At 66.1% G+C, this 24363-nt stretch carries 22 protein-coding genes; 11 read left to right on the top strand and 11 right to left on the bottom strand.

Going from position 1 to position 24363, the window contains the following annotated elements; translation table 11 throughout:
* Nucleotides 1-30: 30 nt before the first annotated feature.
* The 4 genes from odhB (at nt 31) to DEM25_RS07245 (ending at nt 4205) form a co-directional block, all read left to right on the top strand.
* Nucleotides 31-1299, top strand: coding sequence for a 2-oxoglutarate dehydrogenase complex dihydrolipoyllysine-residue succinyltransferase (gene odhB / locus DEM25_RS07230; RefSeq protein WP_109765631.1), 1269 nt, complete (start codon nt 31-33; stop codon nt 1297-1299).
* A 51-nt stretch (nt 1300-1350) separates the two neighbouring features.
* Nucleotides 1351-2760 (top strand): dihydrolipoyl dehydrogenase, encoded by a 1410-nt coding sequence (gene lpdA / locus DEM25_RS07235; RefSeq protein WP_109765630.1) that lies wholly within the window; start codon nt 1351-1353, stop codon nt 2758-2760.
* 8 nt (nt 2761-2768) lie between these two features.
* The gene (locus tag DEM25_RS07240; protein WP_120222660.1) at nt 2769-3242 is read left to right on the top strand and encodes a DUF2867 domain-containing protein; all 474 of its coding nucleotides are present in this window, start codon (nt 2769-2771) and stop codon (nt 3240-3242) included.
* A gap of 177 nt (nt 3243-3419) precedes the next feature.
* A complete protein-coding gene (locus DEM25_RS07245; RefSeq protein WP_147393283.1) occupies nt 3420-4205 on the top strand; it encodes a MipA/OmpV family protein in 786 nt (261 codons plus the stop codon).
* A gap of 74 nt (nt 4206-4279) precedes the next feature.
* Here the strand turns inward: DEM25_RS07245 and DEM25_RS07250 are convergent, their stop codons facing one another.
* On the bottom strand, nt 4280-4474 hold the full coding sequence (locus DEM25_RS07250; RefSeq protein ID WP_109765627.1) for a hypothetical protein: 195 nt from the start codon (nt 4472-4474) through the stop codon (nt 4280-4282).
* A 187-nt stretch (nt 4475-4661) separates the two neighbouring features.
* On the opposite strand from DEM25_RS07250, the gene DEM25_RS07255 reads away from it, so the two are divergent.
* From DEM25_RS07255 to DEM25_RS07265, 3 genes are read left to right on the top strand one after another with little or no spacing between them, the layout of a single operon-like run.
* The gene (locus tag DEM25_RS07255; protein ID WP_109765626.1) at nt 4662-5222 is read left to right on the top strand and encodes a hypothetical protein; all 561 of its coding nucleotides are present in this window, start codon (nt 4662-4664) and stop codon (nt 5220-5222) included.
* Nucleotides 5223-5226: 4 nt separating this feature from the next.
* The gene (hpt, locus tag DEM25_RS07260; RefSeq protein ID WP_109765796.1) at nt 5227-5775 is read left to right on the top strand and encodes a hypoxanthine phosphoribosyltransferase; all 549 of its coding nucleotides are present in this window, start codon (nt 5227-5229) and stop codon (nt 5773-5775) included.
* A gap of 3 nt (nt 5776-5778) precedes the next feature.
* On the top strand, nt 5779-6144 hold the full coding sequence (locus DEM25_RS07265) for a response regulator (RefSeq protein WP_109765625.1): 366 nt from the start codon (nt 5779-5781) through the stop codon (nt 6142-6144).
* 16 nt (nt 6145-6160) lie between these two features.
* On the opposite strand, the gene DEM25_RS07270 is transcribed toward DEM25_RS07265, so the two are convergent.
* From DEM25_RS07270 to tlpA, 6 genes are all read right to left on the bottom strand, one after another.
* Nucleotides 6161-7027, bottom strand: a complete 867-nt coding sequence (locus tag DEM25_RS07270) for an RNA polymerase factor sigma-32 (protein ID WP_109765624.1) — start codon at nt 7025-7027, stop codon at nt 6161-6163.
* A gap of 213 nt (nt 7028-7240) precedes the next feature.
* On the bottom strand, nt 7241-7816 hold the full coding sequence (locus DEM25_RS07275) for a CarD family transcriptional regulator (protein WP_109765795.1): 576 nt from the start codon (nt 7814-7816) through the stop codon (nt 7241-7243).
* 368 nt (nt 7817-8184) lie between these two features.
* Complete coding sequence (fdxA, locus tag DEM25_RS07280) at nt 8185-8523, bottom strand: ferredoxin FdxA (RefSeq protein ID WP_109765794.1); 339 nt, start codon at nt 8521-8523, stop codon at nt 8185-8187.
* Between the two features lie 139 nt (nt 8524-8662).
* Nucleotides 8663-9094 carry an RNA-binding S4 domain-containing protein gene (locus tag DEM25_RS07285; RefSeq protein WP_109765623.1) on the bottom strand — a complete coding sequence of 144 codons (432 nt, stop codon included), beginning with the start codon at nt 9092-9094 and terminating at the stop codon, nt 8663-8665.
* Nucleotides 9091-12267 (bottom strand): helicase-related protein, encoded by a 3177-nt coding sequence (locus DEM25_RS07290; RefSeq protein ID WP_109765622.1) that lies wholly within the window; start codon nt 12265-12267, stop codon nt 9091-9093. The genes DEM25_RS07285 and DEM25_RS07290 overlap by 4 nt, the downstream gene beginning before the upstream one ends.
* Before the next feature lie 573 nt (nt 12268-12840).
* Complete coding sequence (tlpA, locus tag DEM25_RS07295) at nt 12841-13542, bottom strand: thiol:disulfide interchange protein TlpA (RefSeq protein ID WP_109765621.1); 702 nt, start codon at nt 13540-13542, stop codon at nt 12841-12843.
* Between tlpA and argH the strand changes: the two genes are divergently transcribed.
* The 4 genes from argH to DEM25_RS07315 all read left to right on the top strand — a co-directional run bounded on the left by argH (nt 13541) and on the right by DEM25_RS07315 (nt 19233).
* Nucleotides 13541-14968, top strand: a complete 1428-nt coding sequence (gene argH / locus DEM25_RS07300) for an argininosuccinate lyase (RefSeq protein WP_109765620.1) — start codon at nt 13541-13543, stop codon at nt 14966-14968. The genes tlpA and argH overlap by 2 nt on opposite strands.
* Nucleotides 14969-15048: 80 nt before the next feature.
* Nucleotides 15049-15231: an LPS translocon maturation chaperone LptM gene (gene lptM, locus DEM25_RS18345; protein ID WP_147393285.1), complete on the top strand. Its 183-nt coding sequence runs from the start codon at nt 15049-15051 to the stop codon at nt 15229-15231.
* Nucleotides 15232-15246: 15 nt separating this feature from the next.
* Nucleotides 15247-16512, top strand: a complete 1266-nt coding sequence (lysA, locus tag DEM25_RS07310) for a diaminopimelate decarboxylase (RefSeq protein ID WP_109765618.1) — start codon at nt 15247-15249, stop codon at nt 16510-16512.
* 114 nt (nt 16513-16626) lie between these two features.
* The gene (locus DEM25_RS07315) at nt 16627-19233 is read left to right on the top strand and encodes a TIGR02302 family protein (RefSeq protein WP_109765617.1); all 2607 of its coding nucleotides are present in this window, start codon (nt 16627-16629) and stop codon (nt 19231-19233) included.
* 43 nt (nt 19234-19276) lie between these two features.
* Here DEM25_RS07315 and DEM25_RS07320 read toward each other — a convergent pair whose 3' ends face one another.
* The 4 genes from DEM25_RS07320 to thiB form a co-directional block, all read right to left on the bottom strand.
* The gene (locus DEM25_RS07320) at nt 19277-20773 is read right to left on the bottom strand and encodes a M48 family metalloprotease (RefSeq protein ID WP_109765616.1); all 1497 of its coding nucleotides are present in this window, start codon (nt 20771-20773) and stop codon (nt 19277-19279) included.
* A gap of 134 nt (nt 20774-20907) precedes the next feature.
* A complete protein-coding gene (locus tag DEM25_RS07325) occupies nt 20908-21639 on the bottom strand; it encodes a thiamine ABC transporter ATP-binding protein (protein WP_109765615.1) in 732 nt (243 codons plus the stop codon).
* A complete protein-coding gene (locus DEM25_RS07330; RefSeq protein WP_245412789.1) occupies nt 21636-23282 on the bottom strand; it encodes an ABC transporter permease subunit in 1647 nt (548 codons plus the stop codon). The genes DEM25_RS07325 and DEM25_RS07330 overlap by 4 nt, the downstream gene beginning before the upstream one ends.
* Before the next feature lie 13 nt (nt 23283-23295).
* The gene (thiB, locus tag DEM25_RS07335) at nt 23296-24315 is read right to left on the bottom strand and encodes a thiamine ABC transporter substrate binding subunit (RefSeq protein WP_109765614.1); all 1020 of its coding nucleotides are present in this window, start codon (nt 24313-24315) and stop codon (nt 23296-23298) included.
* Between the last annotated feature and the right edge of the window lie 48 nt (nt 24316-24363).

Below are 24363 nucleotides of genomic sequence, written 5' to 3' on the forward strand. Positions count from 1 at the left end.
ACTGACTTTCAAAGTCCGGGGAAGACCGAAATGGCAAAAGAAATCCGCGTACCGACGCTCGGTGAATCGGTCACCGAGGCCACCATCGGCCAATGGTTCAAGCAGCCCGGCGACGCGGTCGCCGACGGCGAGACGCTGGTCGAACTGGAAACCGACAAGGTGACGCTGGAGGTGCCGTCGCCTGGCGCCGGCACGCTGGGCGAGATCGTCGCCAATGAGGGCGACACGGTCGAGGTGGACGCGCTTCTGGGCATGCTGACCGAGGGCGACGGCGCCGGGGCGGCTGCGGCTTCCGGGGGCAAGACCGCCGACGCCAAAAAGGACGAGGAGACCGACGCGACGCCCGAACCGGCGCCTTCGGGATCGGAGACCGAATCGCCGGGCATGAAGGATGCAAAGGGCGACATGCCGCCGGCGCCGTCGGCCGCGAAGATGATGGAAGAAAAGGGCATGTCCGCCGATCAGGTGGACGGCTCGGGCAAGCGCGGCCAGGTGCTGAAGTCCGACGTGCTGGAGGCGGTGGCCAAGGGCGGCCAGGCCGCACCGGCGCCAAGCCCCGCGCCGCAGGCGGCGCGCCCGCCGTCGAGCGCCGACGACCAGGTGCGCGAGGAACGCGTGCGCATGACGAAGCTGCGCCAGACCATCGCGCGGCGGCTCAAGGATGCGCAGAACACGGCCGCCATGCTGACCACCTACAATGAGGTGGACATGAGCGCGGTCATGGCGATGCGCAGGAAGTACAAGGATCTGTTCGAGAAGAAGCACGATGTGAAGCTGGGCTTCATGGGCTTCTTCACGAAAGCGGTGACCCACGCGCTCAAGGAGATACCGTCGGTGAACGCGGAGATCGACGGCACCGACATCATCTTCAAGAATTATGCCCATATCGGCGTGGCCGTGGGCACCGACAAGGGGCTGGTCGTGCCGGTGGTGCGCGATGCGGACCGGATGTCGATCGCCGAGGTGGAGCTTGAGATCGGCCGGCTCGGCAAGGCGGCGCGCGACGGCAACCTGTCGATGGCCGACATGCAGGGCGGCACGTTCACCATCTCCAATGGCGGCGTCTACGGCTCGCTGATGTCCTCGCCCATCCTCAATGCGCCGCAATCGGGCATTTTGGGCATGCACAAGATCCAGGAGCGGCCCGTCGCGATCAATGGCGAGGTGGTGATCCGGCCGATGATGTATCTGGCGCTCAGCTACGACCATCGGATCGTCGACGGCAAGGAAGCGGTGACGTTCCTGGTGCGCGTCAAGGAGAGCCTGGAAGATCCCGAGCGCTTCGTGCTCGATCTTTGACGGGCTGATTACGACAGGAAGGACCCGCAGCGAACTGCGGAGGGATGCAAGATGGCTTATGATGTTGTGGTGATCGGCTCGGGACCGGGCGGGTATGTGTGCGCGATCAAGGCGGCCCAGCTGGGCCTGCGGACGGCGATCGTCGAGAAATGGCCGACGCTCGGCGGCACCTGCCTGAACATTGGCTGCATTCCGTCGAAAGCGCTGCTGCACGCCTCCGACATCTTTCACGAGGCCGGGCACAGCCACAAGACGCTGGGCGTCGATGTCGGCACGCCGAAGCTCGACCTCAAGGCGATGATGGCGCACAAGGATGCCACGGTGAAATCCAATGTCGACGGCGTTTCCTTCCTGATGAAGAAGAACAAGATCGACGTCAAAAAAGGCACCGGTTCGGTACTCGGCGAGGGCAAGGTGGCCGTCACCGGCGATGACGGCAAGGTCGAGGAGATCGAGACCAGGAACATCGTCATCGCCACCGGATCGGATGTCGCCGGCATTCCCGGCGTCGACGTGGAATTCGACGAGAAGGTGATCGTGTCGTCGGAGGGCGCGCTGTCGCTTGCCAAGGTGCCGGGCAAGATGATCGTCGTCGGCGGCGGCGTGATCGGACTGGAACTGGGCTCGGTCTGGGCGCGGCTCGGCGCCGAGGTCACCGTGGTCGAATATCTCGACACGATCCTTGGCGGCATGGACAGCGATGTCGCGCGCCAGTTCCAGAAGATGCTGGCCAAACAGGGGCTTGCCTTCAAGCTCGGCGCCAAGGTTACCGCCGTGCAAAAGGCCGGCAAAGGCGGCAAAGTCACTTTCGAACCGGTCAAGGGCGGTGACGCCGAAACGCTGAACGCCGACGTCGTGCTCGTCGCAACGGGCCGCAAGCCCTACACGGAGGGGCTCGGCCTCGAGAAGGCGGGCGTCGTCCTGGACGATCGCGGCCGCGTCGAGATCAACGAGCACTGGCAAACATCGGTGACCGGCGTCTGGGCGGTTGGCGATGTGGTCAAGGGACCGATGCTTGCCCACAAGGCCGAGGACGAGGGCATGGCGGTTGCCGAACGGATCGCCGGCCAGGCCGGCCACGTCAATTACGGCGTCATCCCGTCGGTGGTCTACACCGAGCCGGAAGTCGCCTCCGTCGGCAAGACCGAGGACGAATTGAAGGCCGAGGGCGCCGATTACGTCGTCGGCAAGTTCCCCTTCTCCGCCAACGGCCGCGCCCGCGCCATGCTGGCCACGGACGGCTTCGTCAAGATGCTGGCCGACAAGGCGACGGACCGGGTTCTGGGCGTGCATATCGTCGGCAAGGGCGCCGGCGACCTGATCCACGAATGCGCGGTGCTGATGGAATTCGGCGGCTCTTCGGAGGATCTGGCGCGCACCTGCCACGCCCACCCGACCATGAGCGAAGCCGTGCGCGAGGCTGCGCTTGCCACGAGCACCGGCAAACCGCTGCACATGTGAGCCATGCCATGCCCGGATCGGCGACCGAACGCACCGTGACGCTGCCGCATCCGGCGCTGTCCGGTGCCGACTGGGCCGATGCCTGGACCGCAACCCCGCGCCGACGGTTCGACACCGCAAGACAGGCGGCCGAAGCCGTGCACCGGGCGACACCGGGCTGGGTGGGGCCGCTGATGGGTCTGCGGACGCTGGCCGTCGCGCCCTTCGGTCTCAAGAGCGGCCTGTCAAACCGCGGCCTTGCGCCTGCGGACAGGATCGGGTTGTTCGCGGTGCGCGATGATTCAGGCGACCGGGTTGTCGTCGGCATGGACGACAGGCATCTCGATTTTCGCTGTGTGCTCGATCTCGATGAGGCCGACGGCCAGCAGACCGTTACGGTGACCACCCTGATCCGCCGGCACAACCGGCTGGGCCGCGCCTATCTCGCGACCATCCTGCCGTTTCATCGGCTGATCCTGCAAGCCTGTCTGAGCCGGCTATAGGGCGGTTCAGGCGATCCGGCATGCTTTGGCCGACTACGGCATGGCCGATCGGTGCGATGAACGGATTGTAACTTTGCCGACCGTTCCTGATCGGGTAGACATCCAAAGGCTCGCTGCGGCCGTATGTGGTGAGACACGTCCCATGTGTCGCGTTCCTGTGTCGAAACGGAAATCCAGATGACCGCCATTCGTTCTTTCTCCGCCGTGGCATTCGCCGCCGCCGTCACCGTCGCCGTGCCGGCAACAACGGCACAGGCCGCCGATGACTATGGCGCGTCGGCGCCTCCCGGTATCGAGTTCGAGCTCGGCGCCGCCGCCAATGTCGCCCCGCGCTATGAGGGCGCATCGGAGATGCTGGTCACGCCGGTGCCGCTGATCAAGATTAACCGGCTGACGCTGCCGAACGGCTTTCAGATCGGCGGACGCGATCGTGGCGGCTTGTCCGTCTCGCCGTCGTTCAACGTTCGCGGCGCGCGCAAGTCGGCCGACACGCCGGCGCTGACCGGGCTTTCCGATGTCGATCTAGCGATCGAGTTCGGCGCGGAGATCTCCTACGAAGCGGAGTATTTTCGTCTGCACGCCAATCTGCGCCGGGGTTTCGGCGGCCACGAGGGCTGGGCCGGTGAAGCGGGAGCCGATCTGATCGTGCGTCCGATGGAAGGCTTGCGCGTGTCTGCCGGGCCGCGCATCTCCTATGCAGACAATCGCTACATGGACACCTATTTCAGCGTTCCGGCCGGAACCGCCGGCTTTGCCGCGTTCAATGCCGATGGCGGCATCAAGAGCTATGGCGTCGGGGTCGGCTTGCGCCAGGACTTCGACAATTCATGGGCGATCATCGGCGAAGCGGGCTATGACCGGCTGACAGGCGATGCCGGTTCGTCGCCGGTCACCGCCGTGGGCAGCCGCGACCAGTTCAGCGTCCGGCTGGGCGTCGTCCGCAAGTTCCGCTTCGATTTCTGACGTGTTCCGAAAAAGAAAACCCGGCGACCAGATCGGCCGCCGGGTTTTCGTGCTTGGAGGCCGGAAACAGGCGCTCAGGCTTTCTCCCAAGCGTCCAGATACTTGATGAGCCAGGCGTCGACCGGCGCTTGCGCCACCTCCACCTTGGTCACCTTGCTGTAGTCGACGGGTGTCTGCGCCACGCTCTGCTTGCTCCAGTTGCAAGCCGATGCGGCGGTCGCGCCAGCCAGAAACAACGCGGCTGCCACGGACAGGGTCGTCATCCGCATTGACAGTCTCCTCGGTTGCGGTCCCACACCGGGACAATTCGAGGTTAGGGCGCAACGGTTGTTTCGCAAAGGGCGCAAATGACCAAGGATTGTTGCCGCGCGTTTCGTGCGGCCCGGCATTGCGTTTCGCAAGGTTCAGTTAACCCCGATGGCGCTAGATGGACCCAATCGAGGTGGCGGTGGCGCGGTGATTCCCTCCGGCGACGACATTGTTGACGTGCAGTTCGAAACGGTCGGGCCGGCGGCGCCGACCGCGCGGAAACCGCGCCGGCCCGCCGACCCTGCGCCCGATCGCGGACTGGGCCTCTTTCGCACGGCCGAACGCCGGCCGGCAGGCCCGCGCAAGCCGATGCCGCTGCCCATGTTCGCATTCATCGCGACGCTCAGCGCCTGCGCATCCTTCTATGTCGCCGGCGGCCACGCCCTGTTTGCCGCAACGGCCGCCATCACGAAGCCGGTGACACCATCGGGCATCGTGCTCGAGGATACCGCGACCCGCATCGACACGTCGGGCGGCCGCGCCGTCTTCGTGATCCATGCGACGATTGCCAATGCGCTTGATGTGGCGGGCATCGTCCCGCCCGTCGCCATCACTTTCGAGCGTTCGGACGGCGCCGGCTCGGTCACCCACACGATCACGCGCGGAGAACGGCTCGCGCCTGGAGAGCGCATGGCCTTTACAACACGCGTTCCGGCGGGCGACTATGCCGGGACAGAACCGCGAATCGCGCTTGTCACCCGCCGCTGAGCCCATGCAGATCGTTCGAGGAAAGCGTATCGACGTGCTCTTCTCCGCTTCGGCGATTGCCCGGCGCAATCTCGAGCTGGCCAAGGAGATCGCGGCGCGCGACTACAAGGACCTCCTGGTCATTTCGATCCTGAAAGGGTCGTTCATCTTCGCCGCCGACCTCATTCGCGCCATGCACGATGCGGGGCTGGCGCCCGAGGTCGAGTTCATGATGCTGTCGGCCTATGGGGCGGGCACCGAGGCGGGCGAGGTCAAGATGTTGCGCGACATCGACAGCGACGTGAAGGGCCGCGATGTCCTTTTGATCGACGATATCCTGGAGTCCGGCACCACCTTGACCCACGCGCGAAAGATCCTGATGGACCGCGATGCCAATTCGGTGGCCATCGCCGTGCTTCTGGACAAGCGGACACGGCGCAGCGCCAAGACGCCGCTCGATGCCGATTTCACCGGCTTTGAATGTCCCGACCATTTCGTGGTCGGCTACGGCATGGATGTGGGCCATGCCTTCCGCGAACTGCCCTTTGTGGGCGTTGTGACAGGAGATGCCTGACCGATGGCGCAGATTCTCGTGGTTGATGACGATCATTCGGTCCGTAGCTTTACCGCCCGCGCGCTGACGCTGGACGGCCATGACGTCGACCAGGCCGACGATGGCGATCTGGCGCTGGAGCGGATCGCCGAAAAGTCGGGCGCCTACGATCTGGTGCTGTCGGACATCCGCATGCCGGCGATGGACGGGATTGCCATGGCGCGGACGGCGGTTAAGGACTTTCCCGATCTGCGCATCCTTCTGATGACCGGCTATGCCGAACAGCGCGAGCGTGCTGCCGATGTCGAGAAGATCGTCATCGACGTTGTATCCAAGCCCTTCACGCTCGCCGACATTCGCGGCGCGGTGACCGAGGCTCTGGCGGCGTAGTCACACCACTCCGATTTCAGACATAGGTCGCGGCGACGGCGGGATTGTCGCGCATCAGCGCGGCACGCAGCTTTTCCAGCGCGCGATTCTCGATCTGGCGGACACGCTCCTTGGAAATGCCGAGTTCGATGCCCAGCGATTCAAGCGTTGCGCCGTTCTCGGCCAGGCGCCGCTTGGCAATGATGCGCATTTCGCGCTCGTTGAGCACATCCATCGCTTCGCGCAGCCATACCGAGCGGCGTTCGGTGTCGATGTGCTCCTCGACCAGTTCGTCCTGCAACGGACGATCGTCGACGAGGAAGTCCATGCGCGTCGAGGTGGTGCTCTCGTCGTCCGCCACCGGCTGGCTCAGCGAGGTGTCGGGGCCCGACAGGCGCGAATCCATCAGCGCCACATCCTTTTCTGCGACACCGAGCGCGTCGGAGATCTGCCGGTACATCGCGGCCTTGGAGACCGGCGCGCCGGACCGGCTGAGCTTCGCGCGCAGCCGCCGCAAATTGAAGAACAGGGCCTTTTGCGCCGACGAGGTGCCGCCGCGCACGATCGACCAGTTGCGCAGGATATAGTCCTGCATGGAGGCGCGAATCCACCACGTCGCATACGTCGAAAAGCGGACCTCGCGCTCCGGCTCGAACCGGGCCGCCGCTTCGAGCAGGCCGACATAGCCCTCCTGGACGAGATCGCTCATCGGCAGGCCGAAGCTGCGGAACCTGGAGGCCATCGAAATGACCAGACGCATGTGGGCCACGGTAATCTGGTGCAGCGCTTCCTGGTCCCGGTCGTCTTTCCAGCGCACTGCGAGAGCGTGTTCCTCATCGCGCTCCAGATAGGGTGCATTCATGGCCATGCGGACCATGTCGCGTCGTGCCGGTTCCGACTTCATCATGCTCTCCCATGCGCGGTTCTGAGCCCGCTACTGGAAGGGTTACGTCACCGATGGCGCTCCGGTTCAGTCCGGACGCAGAAAAATTGCCGTCAAGGTTGCAAAATGCCCGGTTGGCGCGACGAAAACGCCGCGCTGCGGGCACGAAAAAACCGGCGCGGAATGTGCCGCGCCGGTGCGTCATGGATCTGGTCTGAACCGGGGCTGGCCGGATCAGGCGGCCTGTTCCTGCGAACCACCCTCGTCGTTTTCAGCCTTGTTCGCCCGCTTCGGGCCAAGCTTGAGATTGGTTTCGATGAGGCGCACCGCCTCGGTTTCCGACACCTTCTTCACCGCCGCGATTTCGCGCGCCATGCGGTCCAGCGCGGCCTCGTAGAGCTGGCGCTCGGAATAGGATTGCTCCGGCTGGTTCTCTGCGCGGTACAGGTCGCGCACGACCTCGGCGATCGAGATCAGGTCGCCGGAATTGATCTTGGCGTCATACTCCTGCGCGCGGCGCGACCACATGGTCCGCTTGATGCGGGCGCGGCCCTGAAGGACCTTGAGCGCGCGGTCGACGAAACCGCCTTCGGCGAGTTTGCGCATGCCGATCGACAGCGCCTTTGCAACCGGAACCTTCAGGCGCATCTTGTCCTTCTGGAACTCGATAACGAACAGTTCCAGCGTGTGGCCTGCGACTTCCTGTTCCTCGATGGCCGTGATCTGGCCGACACCGTGGGCGGGATAGACGATGAACTCGTTGGTCCGAAACCCTTGGCGCTGCGAGGCTTTCTTGGGCGAAGATGCCATGTTTTTCATACTCCCTGCCGGACGAGACACATGCCGGGCTTTGTTTGCGGCGCGAGCCGATTGGCAATGACGCAGGCGCACGACAAAGCCGGGAGACCATCGGTTGTCGAGGGCGAAAACCCACGAGACGACCGATCTGACCCGGCTTTAGGACCTCTTGGAAATGCGCGGCAAGGCGCAGAGCATCGTGGCGGAAAGCGACATTATCTGACCATATAGCATGAATCGGCGGTTTTTTCAACGCCGCGACCGGCTGCGTCGCGCTGCGGTAAGAATTCGTCAACCATGTGGTTAATGCGATGGTGCGCTGCAACAGGCGCTGCTGCGCGCCAGCCGGCGGCCTATGTCGTCATCTGGTGGCGACCAGCCTAGTCGCCCTCGCCGGGCTCGGCCGAGAAGAATTCCTCGAACTTTCCGGACTTGCCGTCGTAGGCGTCCGCGTCGGGCATCGGATCACGCTTGATGGTGATGTTGGGCCACTTTTCGGCGTATTCGGTGTTGACTTTCAACCACTTGTCGAGACCCGGTTCGGTGTCGGGCTTGATCGCGTCAGCCGGGCATTCCGGTTCGCACACCCCGCAATCGATGCATTCGTCGGGGTGAATGACGAGCATGTTCTCGCCTTCGTAGAAGCAATCGACCGGACACACTTCCACGCAATCGGTGTATTTGCAGCGGATGCAATTGTCGGTCACGATGTAGGTCACGGTCTCACTCCAGATCTGCGCGCCGCAAAAGCTGACGTAAAAGGTTTTGTTATCGCGCACAAGGCTCGGCCGGGTCCAAACGGGTCGGCATGGACGCGACTTTCGGCTCGTGGCGACGACTTGCCGCAGGCACCGGCTTTCACCATGGTTCGCCGTCGCGATCAAGCTTGTCGATGGCGCGCCGCTCCTTCTTGGTCGGCCGTCCGCTGCCGCGTTCGCGCAACGGCACGGCACCGTCGAGCGGCGACAGCGGCCGTTCGGGCGGTGGCGGGCTGATATCGTCGTAAAGAAGCCGCGCTTCAGGCGCCGGGCCGCGCCGTGTTCCGCAATCGAGGATCTTCAAGACGAGCACGCGGCGGTCGGTGGCGATCGTCAGCACGTCGCCGACGGCAACGGCGCGGCTCGGCTGGGTGATCTTGGAGGCATTGACGCGAACGCCGCCGGCGCCGACGAGCTTTGCGGCAAGGGAGCGCGATTTGACGATGCGGGCGAAGAACAGCCATTTGTCGATGCGCTGCCGGTCCGGGCCGGCAGCGGGCAGGCGGGGTTCGGCCGGCGGCCGTTCGCTCATTTGTCGAGCCGGTCCTTGAGCGCCTGCAGCTTGGCGAACGGCGAATCCGGGTCGGCCACTTTCTCGCGCGGACGTGGCGGTTTGGCGGTGGTCACGCGCGGTCCGCCACCCTGCTGGCCGTTGTTGCGCGGCGGACGCTTGCCCTTGTGGCGTCCGGCTCCGGCATCGGCACGTTTGCCTTTTTGGCCATCGCCCCTTCCACCATCGGCCTTGCGATCCTGATCGCGGCGGCCATGGCGGGCATTGGCGGGCCGGTCGGGACGGCCCTGGCGCCAGACCAGAACAGGTGCCGGCGGTTCGGTTTCCGCTTGGGGTGCCGCTTCGGCGCCGGTGGCGGTTGCCGGTGTCTCTTCCGGCGCCGTGCCTGCGGTATCCGTCTCCGCCGCGGTGTCCGTTGCGGGCGCCGAAGCCGTGTCGGCTGTGGGGGTTTCCGTCTCGCCGCTCTTGGCTGCCGGCTCGACCACCGGTGCCGGCTGATCGCCATCGGCAGGCGTGCCGGCTGCGGCATTCGGTTCGGCTTCAGAATCGGGCGCCGCTTCATCGGCCGCCTCATCGGTTGCTGCTGTGGCCTCGGGGGCCGAAGCGGGGTCTTCAGCGGCGGGCTCGGTCGCCGCTTCGGGTGCCGGTTCGGCTGGCGCCGGCGCATGTTTTGCGCGCAGAGCTTCGAGCGCCTGTTCGGCATCGGTGGCTTCGACCGCCTCGTGCCGGTAGCCCAGCGCCTTGAGCACCTCCGTCATGTCGTCCATCGTTGCGCCGAGGATCGACAGCATGGCCGGGGTGACGACGAACCGGCCACCGCCGTACGCGCCCTCGGGCAGCGCATCGCCGCCGGGCTTGAAGAAGATGCAGGGGCGGATCAGGTCGGCGAGCCGTTCGAGAATGTCGACCCGCACCGCACGCGGGCCCAGATGCCGGTAGCCGGCGAGCTTGAAGAAATCGCGGTCATAGCCCTGGTCGGTGAGGAGCGAGGTGCGACCGCTGGCAAGCAGCGTGACCACTTCGCCATAACCGGGCTTGTCACGGGTGTCGGTGGCCAGCGCCCACAGTAGCGTCACAAGGCCGGCAGGGGCCGGCTTGATCAGCGCCGGCACGAAGATGTGGTAGAAGCCGAACCGCACGCCGTAGCGGCGCAGCGCGGCGCGGCCGTCCTGGTCGAGCGATTTGAGGTCGGCGGCGATGTCGCGGCGCTGCACGATGCCGAAATTCTCGATCAGCCGGAACGCGATGCCACGGGCGATGCCCGACAATTCGTCCGCCTTTTTGAGATCGGTCAGCGGCTTGAGGTGCGTTTCGATATGGAAGGCGACGAAGCGCTCAGCGCGGGCGCGCACCTTGTCCAGCGCCGGCCCGCTCAATTGCTCGTCCGCCAAGAGGATCAGGCGCGGCGACAGCCAGTCTTCGCCGGCGGCGAGCGATCCCACCGGGGCACCGAGCCAGCGCAGCAGGCCATCCGTGCCGATCGCCAGATCGCCGTTCGGGCTGGCTGCGAACCGCTCGGCGCGAGCCTCGAACTCGCTGGCGAGCGCCTTTTGCGCCGCCGCGCGGACTGCCTTGGCGTCCTCGCCCTGCGCGCTCTGGTCGGCGGTGAAGCGGAAACCGTCCAGCTTGCCGATGTGGTGGCCTTCGACGGTCACGTCTCCTGACGGGCTGATTTCCGCTTGCATGGTCATGTTCTCTTTGAGCCGCTTCATGAGCACGGATGTCCTGCGATCAACGAAGCGTTTCGTCAAGCGCTCGTGCAGCGCGTCGGAGAGTTTGTCCTCGATCTGCCGCGTGCGTTCCTTCCAGTGGTCTGCGTCGGCCAGCCAGCCGGGCTGGTGCGACACGTAGGTCCAGGTGCGGATCTGCGCGATCCGGTGCGACAGCGTGTCGATCTCGCCGTCGGTGCGGTCGGCGCGGCGCACCTGCTCGGCCATGAAGTCCTCGTCGACATGGCCGGTGCGGACCAGTTCGAGGAAGATCGACGAGATGATGTCGGCATGCTGGGCCGGCGCGATCTTGCGATAATCGGGCAGCGCGCAAACGTCCCACAGCCGTTCGACGGCACGTTCGTCGGCGCACAGGCCCATCACGTCATCGTCGCGCGACAGGAATTCGAGCGCCCGCTGGTCCACGGCGGGAAGCGCCCGCGTCAGGCCGGGAAGCGCCGGGACGATATCGAGCGATGCCTTCAAGTCGGCAACCGATGAAAAGTCCAGCCGGCGGTTGCGCCATTGGAGGACGGACAGCGGCTGGAAATCGTGTCCCTCGATGCGCCGGACCAGCTCTTCGTCCAGCGGCGGAACGCGCGAGGAAACGCCAAACGTGCCGTCGCGAATGTGGCGGCCGGCGCGTCCGGCGATCTGCGCCATCTCCGGCGGGGTCAGGTCGCGATAGGTGCGGCCGTCGAACTTGCGAAGCTGCGCGAAGGCGACATGGTCGACATCGAGATTGAGACCCATGCCGATCGCGTCGGTGGCGACCAGATAATCGACATCACCGGATTGGAACAATTCGACCTGGGCGTTCCGCGTGCGCGGGCTCAGCGCGCCCATCACCACCGCCGCGCCGCCGCGCTGCCGGCGGATCAGTTCGGCCACCGCATAGACCTCATCGGCGGAGAAGGCGACGATGGCCGACCGGCGCGGCAGGCGCGTCAGCTTGGCGGGCCCGGCATAGGACAAGTGCGACATGCGCGGCCGCGCCGTGATCGTGATTCCCGGCAGAAGCTGGCGCAGCAGCGGCGCGATTGTCGCCGCGCCCAGAAGCAGCGTCTCTTCGCGCCCGCGCACATTCATCAGCCGGTCGGTGAAGATATGGCCGCGTTCGAGATCGCCGGCCAGTTGCACCTCGTCGATCGCGACGAAGGCCGCATCGGGGTCGCGCGGCATGGCCTCGACGGTGCAGACGGTGAACCGCGCCTTTTCCGGCACAATCTTTTCTTCGCCGGTGACCAGCGCGACACTGGCCGCGCCGACCTTTTCGGCCACGCGGCCATAGACCTCCCGCGCCAGCAGCCGCAGCGGCAGGCCGATGACGCCGGACGAGTGCCCGACCATCCGCTCGATGGCCAAATGCGTCTTGCCGGTGTTGGTCGGCCCCAGAATTGCGGTGACCGCGTGGCCCGAGACCGCGTTCTGCGCCCGGTCTCCGGACGATGGCGATGGCGATGGCGTGCGCGTTTGGGAGAGCATGAGAGATCGTGTTCCGTGTGCCGCGCAGATAGGGCGAGCGTGGCGCCGATACCATGGCGGACGGCAAATTGCAGCGCTCGACGCGCCGGTTTTCGTCCACAGCCGTTAACAACCGGAACGAGTCTGGAACGAATCGCTGACGAATCGCTGACTCGCATGGGTTGTGCATTTGTTCCCCACCATATGTGGTGATCGGAGCCCTTGCGGCCACCATGGCTAGATTCGGTGGAAAGCGTCACGGGGCTGTCACGCGCCCCAGCGTTAACCTTTGGCGGCGGCGCGCGCCAACGTGACGGGTCGTGATGATAACCGCTTGAATTTGAACGATGAAGTTTACACTTGGTTAACCATGAATGGCGCGGATTTGCTGTTTTCCGTTAACTTTCGGAACCGGGCGGGAACGAACCGGCGACGAATCGCTGATTGGGCAAGGTTGGCGCTTTGTTCTCTCAAGATGTGGTGGGTCGCTGCCCTTGCTGGATACAACCATAGCGTTTCATGGCGATGTTCGGAGGCCGGATGCGGGCGTCCGCGTTAACGAAATGCGCGGGAAGCGGGTACGTGGCCCGGCGTTCAACTGCCGGGCCGGGCCGCCAGCGCACCGTCTATCAGCGCAAACGCGTCGGGGCTCGACCAATGGGCCGGGCCGTTCATGTTGGCGATCACGCAGCCGGCCTCGTCGACCAGCAGCGTCACCGGAAGCCCGAACGCCAGCCCGTCGCGCTTGAGCGCGTTGAACACGCCGATCGTCGGGTCGTGATAAAAGGCAAGGCCGTCCACGCCGATCTCGTCGAGAAAGGCGCGCGGTTTGTCGTCCGAGCCGCCATCGACGGAAATCGCCACGACCTCGAAACCTTCGCCGCCGCGCTCCTGCTGCAGCGTTTCAAGCCAGGGCATTTCCTCTCGGCACGGCGCGCACCAAGTGGCCCACAGATTGATCAGGCGCAGCTTTTTGCCCGTGTCGGCCAGCGTGATGGGAGTCCCGGCATTGTCGTTAAAAGCGAGGGCCGACAGGCTCTCCGGCTCGTCGCGGATCGCCATCGCCGCCATGTCGCCGGCCAGAAGCGGGTCGATCGCGGTCTGATAGGCTGCCGTCGCCGTGCATTGCGCGTTGGCGGCCTGACCGGCATGGACAGAGGCGCCGCCGCTCCCGTATATCCGCGCAGCGCCGATGGCGGCGCCCGCCACAAGGCCCAGCGCGACGAAGACGCCGATCGTCAGCGGCCAGCGGCGGGCCGAGCCTTTTTCATTCTTGTCCGGGGACGGATTGTCCATGTCCAGCTCATCCAAACCTGCAAACGACGCAAACGAAACGTCCAACCTGATGTGGGGCGGCCGTTTCGCCTCCGGCCCCGCCGCCATCATGGAGGAGATCAACGCATCGATCGATTTCGACCGCGCGCTCTACACCCAGGACATTGACGGGTCCATCGCCCACGCCACCATGTTGGAAGCCACCGGTATCATTTCCAGTGGCGACCGTGACGCGATCATTGCCGGTTTGACCGCGATCCGCGGGGAAATCGAGGCCGGAACGTTCACTTTTTCGCGCGCGCTCGAGGACATTCACATGAACATCGAGGCGCGGCTGGCCGAAACGATCGGCCCTGCGGCGGGCCGCCTGCACACGGCGCGCTCGCGCAACGATCAGGTGGCGCTCGATTTCAGGCTCTGGGTCAAGACCGAACTGAAGAAGACCGAAAGCGCGCTCAAGACGCTGATCGGCACCTTCGTCGACCGGGCCGAGGAGCATGCGGGTACCGTAATGCCCGGCTTCACGCACCTTCAGACGGCGCAGCCGGTCACCTTCGGCCATCATCTGATGGCCTATGCGGAAATGTTCGGCCGCGACCTGTCGCGGGTTCGCGACGCGCTGGAACGGCTGGACGAATGCCCGCTGGGCGCAGCGGCGCTGGCCGGCACGGGCTTTCCGATCGACCGGCACATGACCGCCGAGGCGCTCGGTTTCCGCGAGCCGACACGCAACTCCATCGACACGGTCTCGGACCGGGATTTTGCGCTCGATTTCCTGTCGGCGTCGTCGATCTGTGCAACGCATCTGTCGCGGCTGGCCGAAGAGATCGTGATCTGGTCGACACCGCAATTTGGCTTCGTGACCCTGTCGGATGCGTTTTCGACCGGCTCGTCGATCATGCCGCAGAAGAAAAACCCCGATGCGGCCGAGCTGGTGCGGGCCAAGACCGGGCGGATCAATGGCGCGCTGATCGCCCTGTCGACGGTGATGAAGGGGCTGCCGCTGGCCTATTCCAAGGACATGCAGGAGGACAAGGAGCAGGTGTTCGATGCGGCCAAGTCGCTCGAACTGGCGCTTGCCGCGATGACCGGCATGGTGGCCGATCTGACCGTCAACAAGGCCGCCATGAAGAAGGCGGCGGGGTCGGGCTATTCCATCGCCACAGATCTCGCCGACTGGCTCGTGCGCGAACTCGGACTGCCTTTCCGGGAAGCCCATCACGTGACGGGCCGTGCGGTGGCGCTGGCCTCCGAGCGGGGGGTCGGTCTCGAAAAGCTGACGCTGGACGATCTTCGCTCGATCCACGAGGGCATCACTGACGATGTGTTCTCGGTGCTCTCGGTCACGAAGTCCGTCGCGAGCCGGACCAGCTTTGGCGGCACGGCACCGCGCGAGGTCAGGCGGCAGGTGCGCTATTGGCGCAAGCGGCTCAAGAAGATGGGCTAGGCAAGCCGCGCGCCGGCCCCTTGCAACGCTTCACCATTTGCCGCACACAGACGCCGGTTGCCAGAAACGAGACCGACGCCATGACCGCCCGTACAGTCCTGACCCGCACGGCCCTTGCCGCGCTTCTTCTCGCGCTCGCCGCCTGCGGACGGGCAGGCCCGCTTGAGCCGCCGCCCGCGCGTACCGCGCCGGACGGCACGCCGGAACAGGCGCAGCCCGAAGAGGCCGACCGTCCGTTCATCCTCGACGGCCTGATCCAGTAGCTTGGACCACGCACCGTGAACCATTTCGACTATCGCGATGGCGTTCTGCACGCCGAGGGCGTGCCGTTGCCGCTGATCGCCGAGCAGGTCGGCACGCCGTTTTATTGCTATTCGACGGCGACGCTTACCCGCCATTACCAGGTCTTTGCCGGTGCGTTTTCCGATATCGACGCGCTCGTCTGCTATGCGATGAAGGCCAATTCGAACCAGGCCGTGCTGGCCACGCTGGCAAAGCTCGGCTCGGGCGCCGACGTGGTTTCCGAAGGTGAGTTACGGCGCGCGCTGGCCGCCGGCATCGCGCCCGACAAGATCATGTTTTCCGGTGTCGGCAAGACCGCCGCCGAGATGGATTTCGCGCTGTCGGCGGGCATTCATTGCTTCAACGTGGAGTCCGAGCCCGAACTCGAACTGCTTTCGGCGCGCGCCGTTGCCGCCTGCAAGACCGCGCCCGTGTCGCTGCGCATCAATCCCGATGTCGACGCCAAGACGCATGCCAAGATCTCGACCGGCAAGAAGGAAGACAAGTTCGGCATTTCGTGGACCCGCGCGCGCGACGTCTACCGCCGCGCCGCCAGTCTTCCCAGCCTCGCCGTCATCGGCATCGACATGCATATCGGCAGCCAGATCACGGCGCTGCAGCCGTTCGACGATGCATTCGCGCTGTTGACCGATCTGGTCGGCCAGTTGCGCGCCGATGGACACGCGATCGAGCATGTCGATCTGGGCGGCGGTCTGGGCATCCCCTACCGCATGGACAACGACCCGCCGCCGCTGCCTGACGATTATGCCGACATCGTCAAAAAGCATGTCCGCCCGCTGGGCGTGAAGACGATCTTCGAACCGGGCCGGCTGATCGCCGGCAATGCCGGCATTCTCGTCACGTCCGTGATCTTTCTGAAGGCGCTCGCGACCAAGAGTTTCGTCATTGTCGATGCGGCGATGAACGACCTGATCCGGCCGACGCTTTACGATGCATGGCACGATGTCTTCCCGGTGATCGAGCCGTCGCCCGACGCGCCGCGCGTGGTGGCCGATCTTGTCGGTCCGGTGTGCGAATCGGGCGATTATCTGGCGCATGAACGCGATATGGCAAAGCCCGCGCCGGGCGATCTCTTGGCGATCGGGTCGGCCGGTGCCTATGGCGCGGTGCAGGCGGGCACCTACAATTCGAGGCTTCTGGTGCCCGAGGTGATCGTTCATGGCGATCAATGGCATATCGCCCGCCCGCGCCCGTCCTATGAGGCGCTGATCGGGCTCGACAGCGTGCCGGACTGGCTCTGACCGCCGGCATCTGCCCACAGGCAATCGGCCAGTGACAAAAGCGTGAGCCGCTTTCGCCTCGCCAACGCCACATAAGCTGCTATCTTTTCTCAGGTGAGCAGAGGGCACAGCGCCATGTCCGACCATCAGCCTGCGCCATCCGGCAAAAACCGGGGACGGGGCCTGAAACGCGCCGATGCCGGTGCGGGGCTTGGCTTTGCCCGATGGTTCAGCCGTGCCGTGATCGCCGCAGAACGGCTGGCGCCTTTGGTCCTTCCGCTCGCCATCATCGTCTGCCTTTATGCGATCCTGTCATGGTTCGGCTTTTTCCGGGCGGTGCCCGACGCGGTGCGGATCGGCACCGGCGCGGTCCTCGCCGTTGCCGCGGTCGCGGCGCTCTGGCCGCTGCGCCGCCTGACCCTGCCAGTCGAGCGCGATGTCGATCACCGTCTCGAGCGCGAGAACCACCTGCTGCACCGGCCGATCACGACCCAGGACGACCGTCTGGCGCGCGATGACGATCCGTTCGCACGCGCACTCTGGAAGGCGCATCAGGACAATATCGCCAAGGGGCTCGGCCGCGTCGATCCGGTGCGCGCGCGCACCACGCTGCCGGCGCGCGATCCTTGGGCCCTGCGGGCGCTGGTGCCGCTTTTGCTGGTGACGGCATTCGCCTATTCGTTCGCGCCCGACGGCGGCCGGCTGACCGATGTCGCGCGCACCCATGCGGCCGAGATCGTCGTGCCGGCGCGCGTCGATGTGTGGATCACGCCACCGGCCTATACCGGCATTGCGCCGATCTTCCTGACCTCCGAACTCAACGCCGAAAAGACCCAATTCACCGCGCCCGAAGGCAGTGGCATCACCGTGCGGATTGCCGGTGGAACCGGCGCCGAGACCGTCAGCTTCCCCGGTCCCGGGGCGCCGATAGAGGCCGAAGGCGGCGCGCAAGGCGAAGCGCGCGCGTTCGCCGCGACGGTGGATACGGGCGGCGCGCTGCAGATCGCCGACGGCGAGGAAACGCTCGGCGCATGGTCGATCCTGATGACCGAGGATCATGCGCCCGAGATCGCCTTTGCGCCGGAAGAGCCGTTCGAGCGGGCCGCCAACGGCACGATGACCCTCCGGTACGCGGCGACAGACGATTATCGGGTTTCCGCCGCGCGCGGTCTGATCGAACTGGCCGACCCGGACGCGCAAGGCGCACGACCGCTTTACGACGCGCCGGAACTGCCGCTGACATTGCCGCGCCGCAACGCCGAGGATGGCGCGGCGCGCACCATGCGCGATCTGACCGAGCATCCATGGGCCGGGGCGCGGGTGCGGCTGACGCTGGAGGCCGAGGACGATCTGGGCCAGACGGGCCGCAGCGGTCCGCGCACGCTGGTTCTGCCGGGCCGCCCGTTTTCCAACCCGCTGGCGCGCGCATTGATCGAGCAGCGCCGCATTCTCGCGCTCGATGCCAACCGGCAGGCGGAGATCGTCGACCTGCTCGATGTGCTGATGCTCTATCCCGAGGAAACCATCGACAATGCCTCGCACTTTCTGGGCATGACGACGGCGCGGACGCGGCTGGCCGATGCGCGCAATGACGACCAGCTGCGCGCCGTGGTCGACTATCTGTGGGAAGTGGCGCGCCAGATCGAGGATGGCGGTCTGACCGACGCAGAGCGCCGGCTGCGGCAGGCGCAGCAGGCGCTTCAGGACGCGCTCGAAAACGGCGCCTCGGAGGAAGAGATCGCGCGCCTGATGGACGAATTGCGCGAGGCGATGAACGAATTCATGCGCGAATTCGCCGAGCGCGCCATGAACGATCCGGACCTGGCGCAGCGGATGCCCGAGGCGAACGGTGAGGAGATCGACCGGCAGACGCTGGACGAGATGATGGACCAGATCGAGGAAATGGCCCGTTCGGGCGCCCGCGAGCAGGCGATGGACATGCTGCGTCAGCTCGAGAACATGATGAACAATCTGCAGATGGCGCGCCCGAATCAGCAGGGCGATAGCCAGAGCCAGGCGCAGCAGCAGATGAACGAGCTCGGCGAGATCCTGCGCGAGCAGCAGCAATTGATGGACGAGACCTTCCGCCAGAACCGGCAGGGGCAACAAGGCCAGCAGCAGCCCGGGCAGGGCCAGATGGGTCAACAGCCGCCGCCGGGTCAGGGCCAAGGTCAGCAGGGACAGCAACCCGGACAGGGCCAGATGGGCCAGAACGGCCAGGGCGGCCAGCAGGGACAGCCCGGCCAAGAGGGGCAGGGCCTTGAGGGTCTGGCACCCGGCCAGCAGGCCCTGCAGGACCGGCTCGACCAGTTTCTGGACGGCCTGCGCGGCATGGGGATCGATCCGGGCGAGGATTTCGGCGAGGCCGGACGATCGATGGGCGAAGCCGGCGAAGCGCTGGGCGGCAATGAGGGCGAACAGGCACTGGCCGAACAGGGCAATGCGCTCGACGCGCTGCGCCGCGGCGCCGGCGACATGATGCAGCAGATGCAGCAGCAGGCGCAGAACGGCCAGGCCGGCTCGATGGAGCCGGGCGGCAACCGGAACGGCGAGGATCGCGATCCGCTCGGGCGGCCGCAGCGCTCATCGGGCCCCGATTTCGGCGAATCGGTCGATATTCCAGACGAAATCGATGTCCGCCGCGCCCGCGAGATCCTCGAAGCGATCCGCGAGCGGCTCGGCAACGCCCTGTCGCCGCAGCTTGAGCGCGACTATCTGGAACGGCTTCTGGAACTGCGCTGACCCGGTTTCTGGCCCGGCGGGCCCGCCGGCCTGTCGAAAAGGCTTAGTGGGTGACGGTCTTGTAGTACTGACCGGCGACGATGGCCTCGCCCGGCTCGAGACCGTTCAGCACGCGGAAGAAGCCCGGCCCGTCGGTCGTGCCCAGCATGGTCTGCGACAGGCTCTCCACCGTGTCGCCATTGCCGGCTCGGACGATGCGAATGCGCAGCGGCTTGAGGCTGGCCTTTTCGGCGGCCGACAGCATCCGGAAGCCCGTCCGGCTGTTCTGCGCCAGCGCGTCGAGCGCGCCCGACCCGACCGGCACCGCCACCAGGATGCGATAGACCTGCCCGCCGCCCCGCACCACCGTGACGTCGAAATCCCATCGGCCGACACGGGCGCGCGCGGCCGCGCCGTCCAGACCGTTGATCGATACGGCGCGAACGGTCGACGGATCAAGACCCTCCACCCAGCCGCTGGCGAGATAGTCGGTCAGCGACTGGCGCGGCGGCACCTCGACGCCGTCAAAGCGGATGCCGGCGCCGTCGCTTGCGCGGGCCGCAAGCACGGCCTCGGGCCGGTTTTCGATGTCAAAACCGGGCGGAAACTCGAACGCGATGCCCAGATCCGCATGGGCATAGGTGCGGCCGCGCACATAACCCTCATCGGGGCTGTCGCCGAACAGCATGCCGTCAATGCCCGCCAGATATGCCTGCCGATTGCGGTCGCCGACTCCGCGCGCACCGAATTTGCGCGCATGGCCGAGCGCCAATGCCACGCGCTGCGGCGTCGAGGGGTGGGTCGACAGGAAGTCGAGGCTGTTTACCTGTGCGTCCGTCCCGCTGTTGAAGGCGTTGAACGCGCTCATCGCGGCCTGGAAATCGGCTGCCGCATAGGGGTCGAAGCCCGCTTCGCCCATCGCCGCGATGCCGATGCCATCCGCTTCCAGCTCCTGGTTGCGCGAGAACTGGGCCAGCGCCACCTTGCCGCGCGCCAGCGCGCGCTGGCCGGCTGCCTTGTCGGACAGGACCTCGGAAACGACGCGGCTCGCCAGGACGGCCTCGGCTTCGCGCTGCTGACGCAAGACGCCGTGGTTTGCGGTCACATGGGCCATTTCATGGGCGATGACGGCCGCAAGTTCCGCCGAATCGTTGGCGACGGCGAGCAGCCCGCGCGAGACATAAAGATAGCCGCCCGGCAGCGCGAAGGCGTTGATCACCGGCGAATCGAGGATCGAGATCTGATAGACTTGGCTGGGATTGTCGGAGACCGTGACCAGACGACCGACGATGCCGGCGACCATGCGTTCGAGCCGCATGTCGGAATATTCGCCGCCATAGGAGGCAAGGATGCGCGGATGCTGGGCAGCGCCGATCCGGGCAAGCCGGCCGGAGCGCACATTGTCGGCGATGACCGGACGCGCGGACGGCGCCAGATCCTCGTCCAGCCCCATATTGCTCAGCGATGTGCAGCCGGCGAGCCCGAACAGCGCCGCGACGGCGAGCACCGTCCGCGCCCGCCGCCGGGACGTTCCGTTCCAGTTCCGCATCACACTACGCATGGGCGCGCCGCCTCTTGCGCGGCATCTCCGGTCGCCGCAATTGGATCAGGGCCACACAGCCCGCTTCATGGTTAAGGCACGGTAAAAAGGGCCGTGTCCACGGCTCCCTGACGCCACAATTGGGCGAAAGCGCGTCACGATGGAAGCCTCTGCGACCCCAGATAGGCATTGACCTCGGCATTTGCATGGCCGTTGAGCAATTCGCTGACCGGGCCCTGCGCGCCGACGGTGCCGTCCTTGAGAAAGACCAGATCGGTGGCGATTCGCCGGGCGTCGGCCGGATCGTGGCTGACCATGACGACGGTCATCGCCGTCCGGCGCTGAAGATCGGCGACCAGATCGAGCATGGATTCGCGCAGGGCCGGCCCGAGCGAGCCGAACGCCTCGTCGAGCAGCAGCACCGGCCGCTCGCGCACAAGCGCGCGTGCGATCGCGACACGCTGCCGTTCGCCGCCGGACATGGAGCCGGGCATGCGCGCGCCATAGCCGGCAAGGTCGACCGCTTCGAGCGCCTGGGCGACGCGCGCCTCGTCCTCGGCGCTGCGTTTCAGCGCCGGCGATATGCCGAGCGCGACATTGGTGCCGGCATCGAGATGGGCGAACAGATTGTTGTCCTGGAAAACGCAGGAGACCGGCCGGTTGCCGGGCGCCTTGCCGGTGATGTCATCGCCGCCGATCAGGATGTGGCCCGATTCGGCACGCTCGAACCCGGCGATCAGCGACAAAAGCGTCGACTTGCCCGAGCCGCTCGGACCCATCACGGCGGTGATCGTCCGTGGCGCAAACGTGCAGTCGAACCGCATGGGCGCCGCATCCGGCCCGTAGCGGAATACAACGCCGTCGCATGTGACCGGCAGGCCCTTCATTCGCTGCTTCCTTCCGTCACCATCGTTCGTGATCGGCGCGCGAAATGCTCGGCGGCCAGCATCAGCGCCATTGTCATGACCATCAGGATCAGCGCCAGTCCGGCGGCATCCTGCGTGCGATAGGCGCCCATGCGCTGCATGATCAGATAGGGCATGGTCTGCACCTGCTCGGAGCCGAACAATGCGATCACGCCCAGATCGCCAAGCGACAGGGCGAGCGCGAAGGCGAGCGCGGCGACCAGCGGCGCGCGCAGCACCGGCCAGGTGACGAGCCGCCAGCGTGCCATGCCGGCAAGGCCGAGATGGGCGCAAAGACGTCCGTTGCGCTCTTCGGCGGCGAGCATGGCCGGATGGATCAGCCGCGCGGCGAACGGCATCGCCATGGCCGCGTTGACTGTGATGACGAGATAAGGTGCTGCGTCATAGACGTTGGTCACCGTGCGCAGGGCGATGAACCAGCCCGCCGCGATGACGATCGGCGGCACCACGAGGATCAGCGACGGGGCGCTGGTCAGAACCGTCTCCGTGAAGGCCGGCCGGCCGGAGAAGCGGCGCCCTGCGGCCATTTCCGCTGCGCCGCGCGACAGCGCATAGGCCAGCCCGACGGCGAGGGCCGCGGCGCAAAGGCCGAGGCCGAGCGAGGTCAGCATGGCCCGCCGGACACGCGGCTGGACGATCAAATCCGTCAGGTCGCTGGCCAAGCCGCTTGCAAGGATCGCAACAAACGGCGCGCCGACGTAAAGGACCGCCATCAGGGTCAGCGCGCCGCCCAAGATGGCGCCAGCGGGCCGGTCGCCGGCAAAGCGGCGTGACGCGCCGGCCGAAATGGTCATGCCGGCTTCCACCGATCCGCCGGCGAATGCGAACAGGGCAACGGCCCCGATGGTGACGGCCAGCTGAAGAAGCGTCAGCACCACGGCGCGGACAATGTCGAAATCGAAAGTCAGGGCCTGATAGAGCGCCACTTCCAGCGTCGTTGCGCGCGGCCCGCCGCCCAGGATCAGCACGACGGCGAAACTGGTCACACACAGCATGAAAACCAAAGCCGCCGCACCGGCGGCAGCCGGGCGCATGGCCGGCCATTCGATCAGCCGAAAACGCGCCAGCGCGCCCATGCCGAGCTGCGCGGACAGGCGCTCATATTCGGCCGGCACGAGGGCGAGCGCGCCGTGCATGATGCGCGCGGCCAGCGGCAGGTTGAAGAAGGTGTGGGCGATCAGGATGCCGGTCAGGCCGTATATCGATGGCGGGTCGAAGCCGGCCCGTTCGGCCAGCCCGGTGACGAAGCCGCGCTGTCCGTAAAGCGCGACCACGCCAAGCACGGCGACGATCTGCGGCAGGGCGAGCGGCAGGGCGAACAGGGCGAGGACGGCGCGCCGGACCGGCCCGTCGGCCATGCGGGTGATCGCGATGGCAACCGGCAGGGCAAGCCCGACCGAGAGCACGGTCGACCAGAACGCCTGCCACAGGGTGAAGCGCACGATGCGCCAGACGACCGGGTCGGTCAGAACCGCGCCGGCGCCGCCGGCGCCGCCCGCCTGCACGACAAGCGCACCGACCGCGACGAGGCACAGGGCCGCCAGCAAGATGCCCGCCAAGGCTGCGCCGGCAAGCGGAGCATGGCGGGCGTTCGAATGGATCACCGGACCTTCACCGTCAGCGGCTCATCACTTCGAGCCACTCGGCGGTCCAGGCCGCGCGGTTTTCGGCGACGGTCTGCGGATCGAACAGAAGCGTGATCTCCGGCTCGACCAGCCCGTCAAAGGCGGGATTGAGCGGTTTGGACGTCTCGCCGGCGGGCATCATCCAGTTGGTTTCGGGGATGATGTCCTGGAAACCGGGTCCGGTCATGAAGCTCAGAAACTGCGCGGAGAGCGGGTTTTCGGCTCCGGCGGTCGTCTGTGCGGCCACCTCGATCTGCATGTAGTGGCCCTCCTCGAACGCCATCGCCTGATAGCGGTCGGTGCCGTCGAGCACGATATGGACAGCCGGCGAGGTCGTGTAGGAGAGCACCATCGGGACCTCGCCATTGGTGAACAGGCCATAGGCTTCCGACCAGCCCGGCGTCACCGTCAGCACCCGGTCGGCGAGCTTGGCGTAGGCATCGGGCGCCTCGTCGCCATAGAGCTTTTTCAGCCAAAGCATCAGCCCGAGCCCGGGGGTCGAGGTGCGGGGGTCCTGGATGGCGATCTTGTGCCCGTCTTCATTGGCCAGGAACTCGGCCATCGATGTCGGCGGGTTTTCGATCGTCTCGGTGTCGTAAACGATGGCGAAGTGGCTGTAGTCGAACGGCACGAAGACGTCGTCATTCCATCCGCCGGGCACCGAGACCGCGTCGAGCGAAATGCCGTGCGGGGCGAAAAAGCCCGTCTCGCGCGCCTCGGCCGTCAGATTGGTGTCGAAGCCGAGCACGATGTCGGCGTCGGTGTTGCCGCCTTCCAGGCGCAGCCGGTTGAGAAGCGCGACGCCGTCGGCGACCGAAACAAAGCGCAGGTCGCAGCCGCATTCGGCTTCGAACGCGGTCTCGACCTGCGGGCCGGGCCCCCATTCGGCGGTGAAGCTGTCATAGGTGTAGACGGTCAGCGTTTCGGCCGCATCGGCCGTGTGCACCGCGCTTGCCAGAAGGCCGGCGGCGAGCAGGGGAAGAAGGAGACGGACGGACGGACGGGTGTGCATTGCGGCACCTCCTTTGGTTCGAGTTGAACGGGAAAAGGCGCCTGCGGG

This window comes from Oceaniradius stylonematis (genome assembly GCF_003149475.2).
GTDB lineage: Bacteria > Pseudomonadota > Alphaproteobacteria > Rhizobiales > Rhizobiaceae > Roseitalea > Roseitalea stylonematis.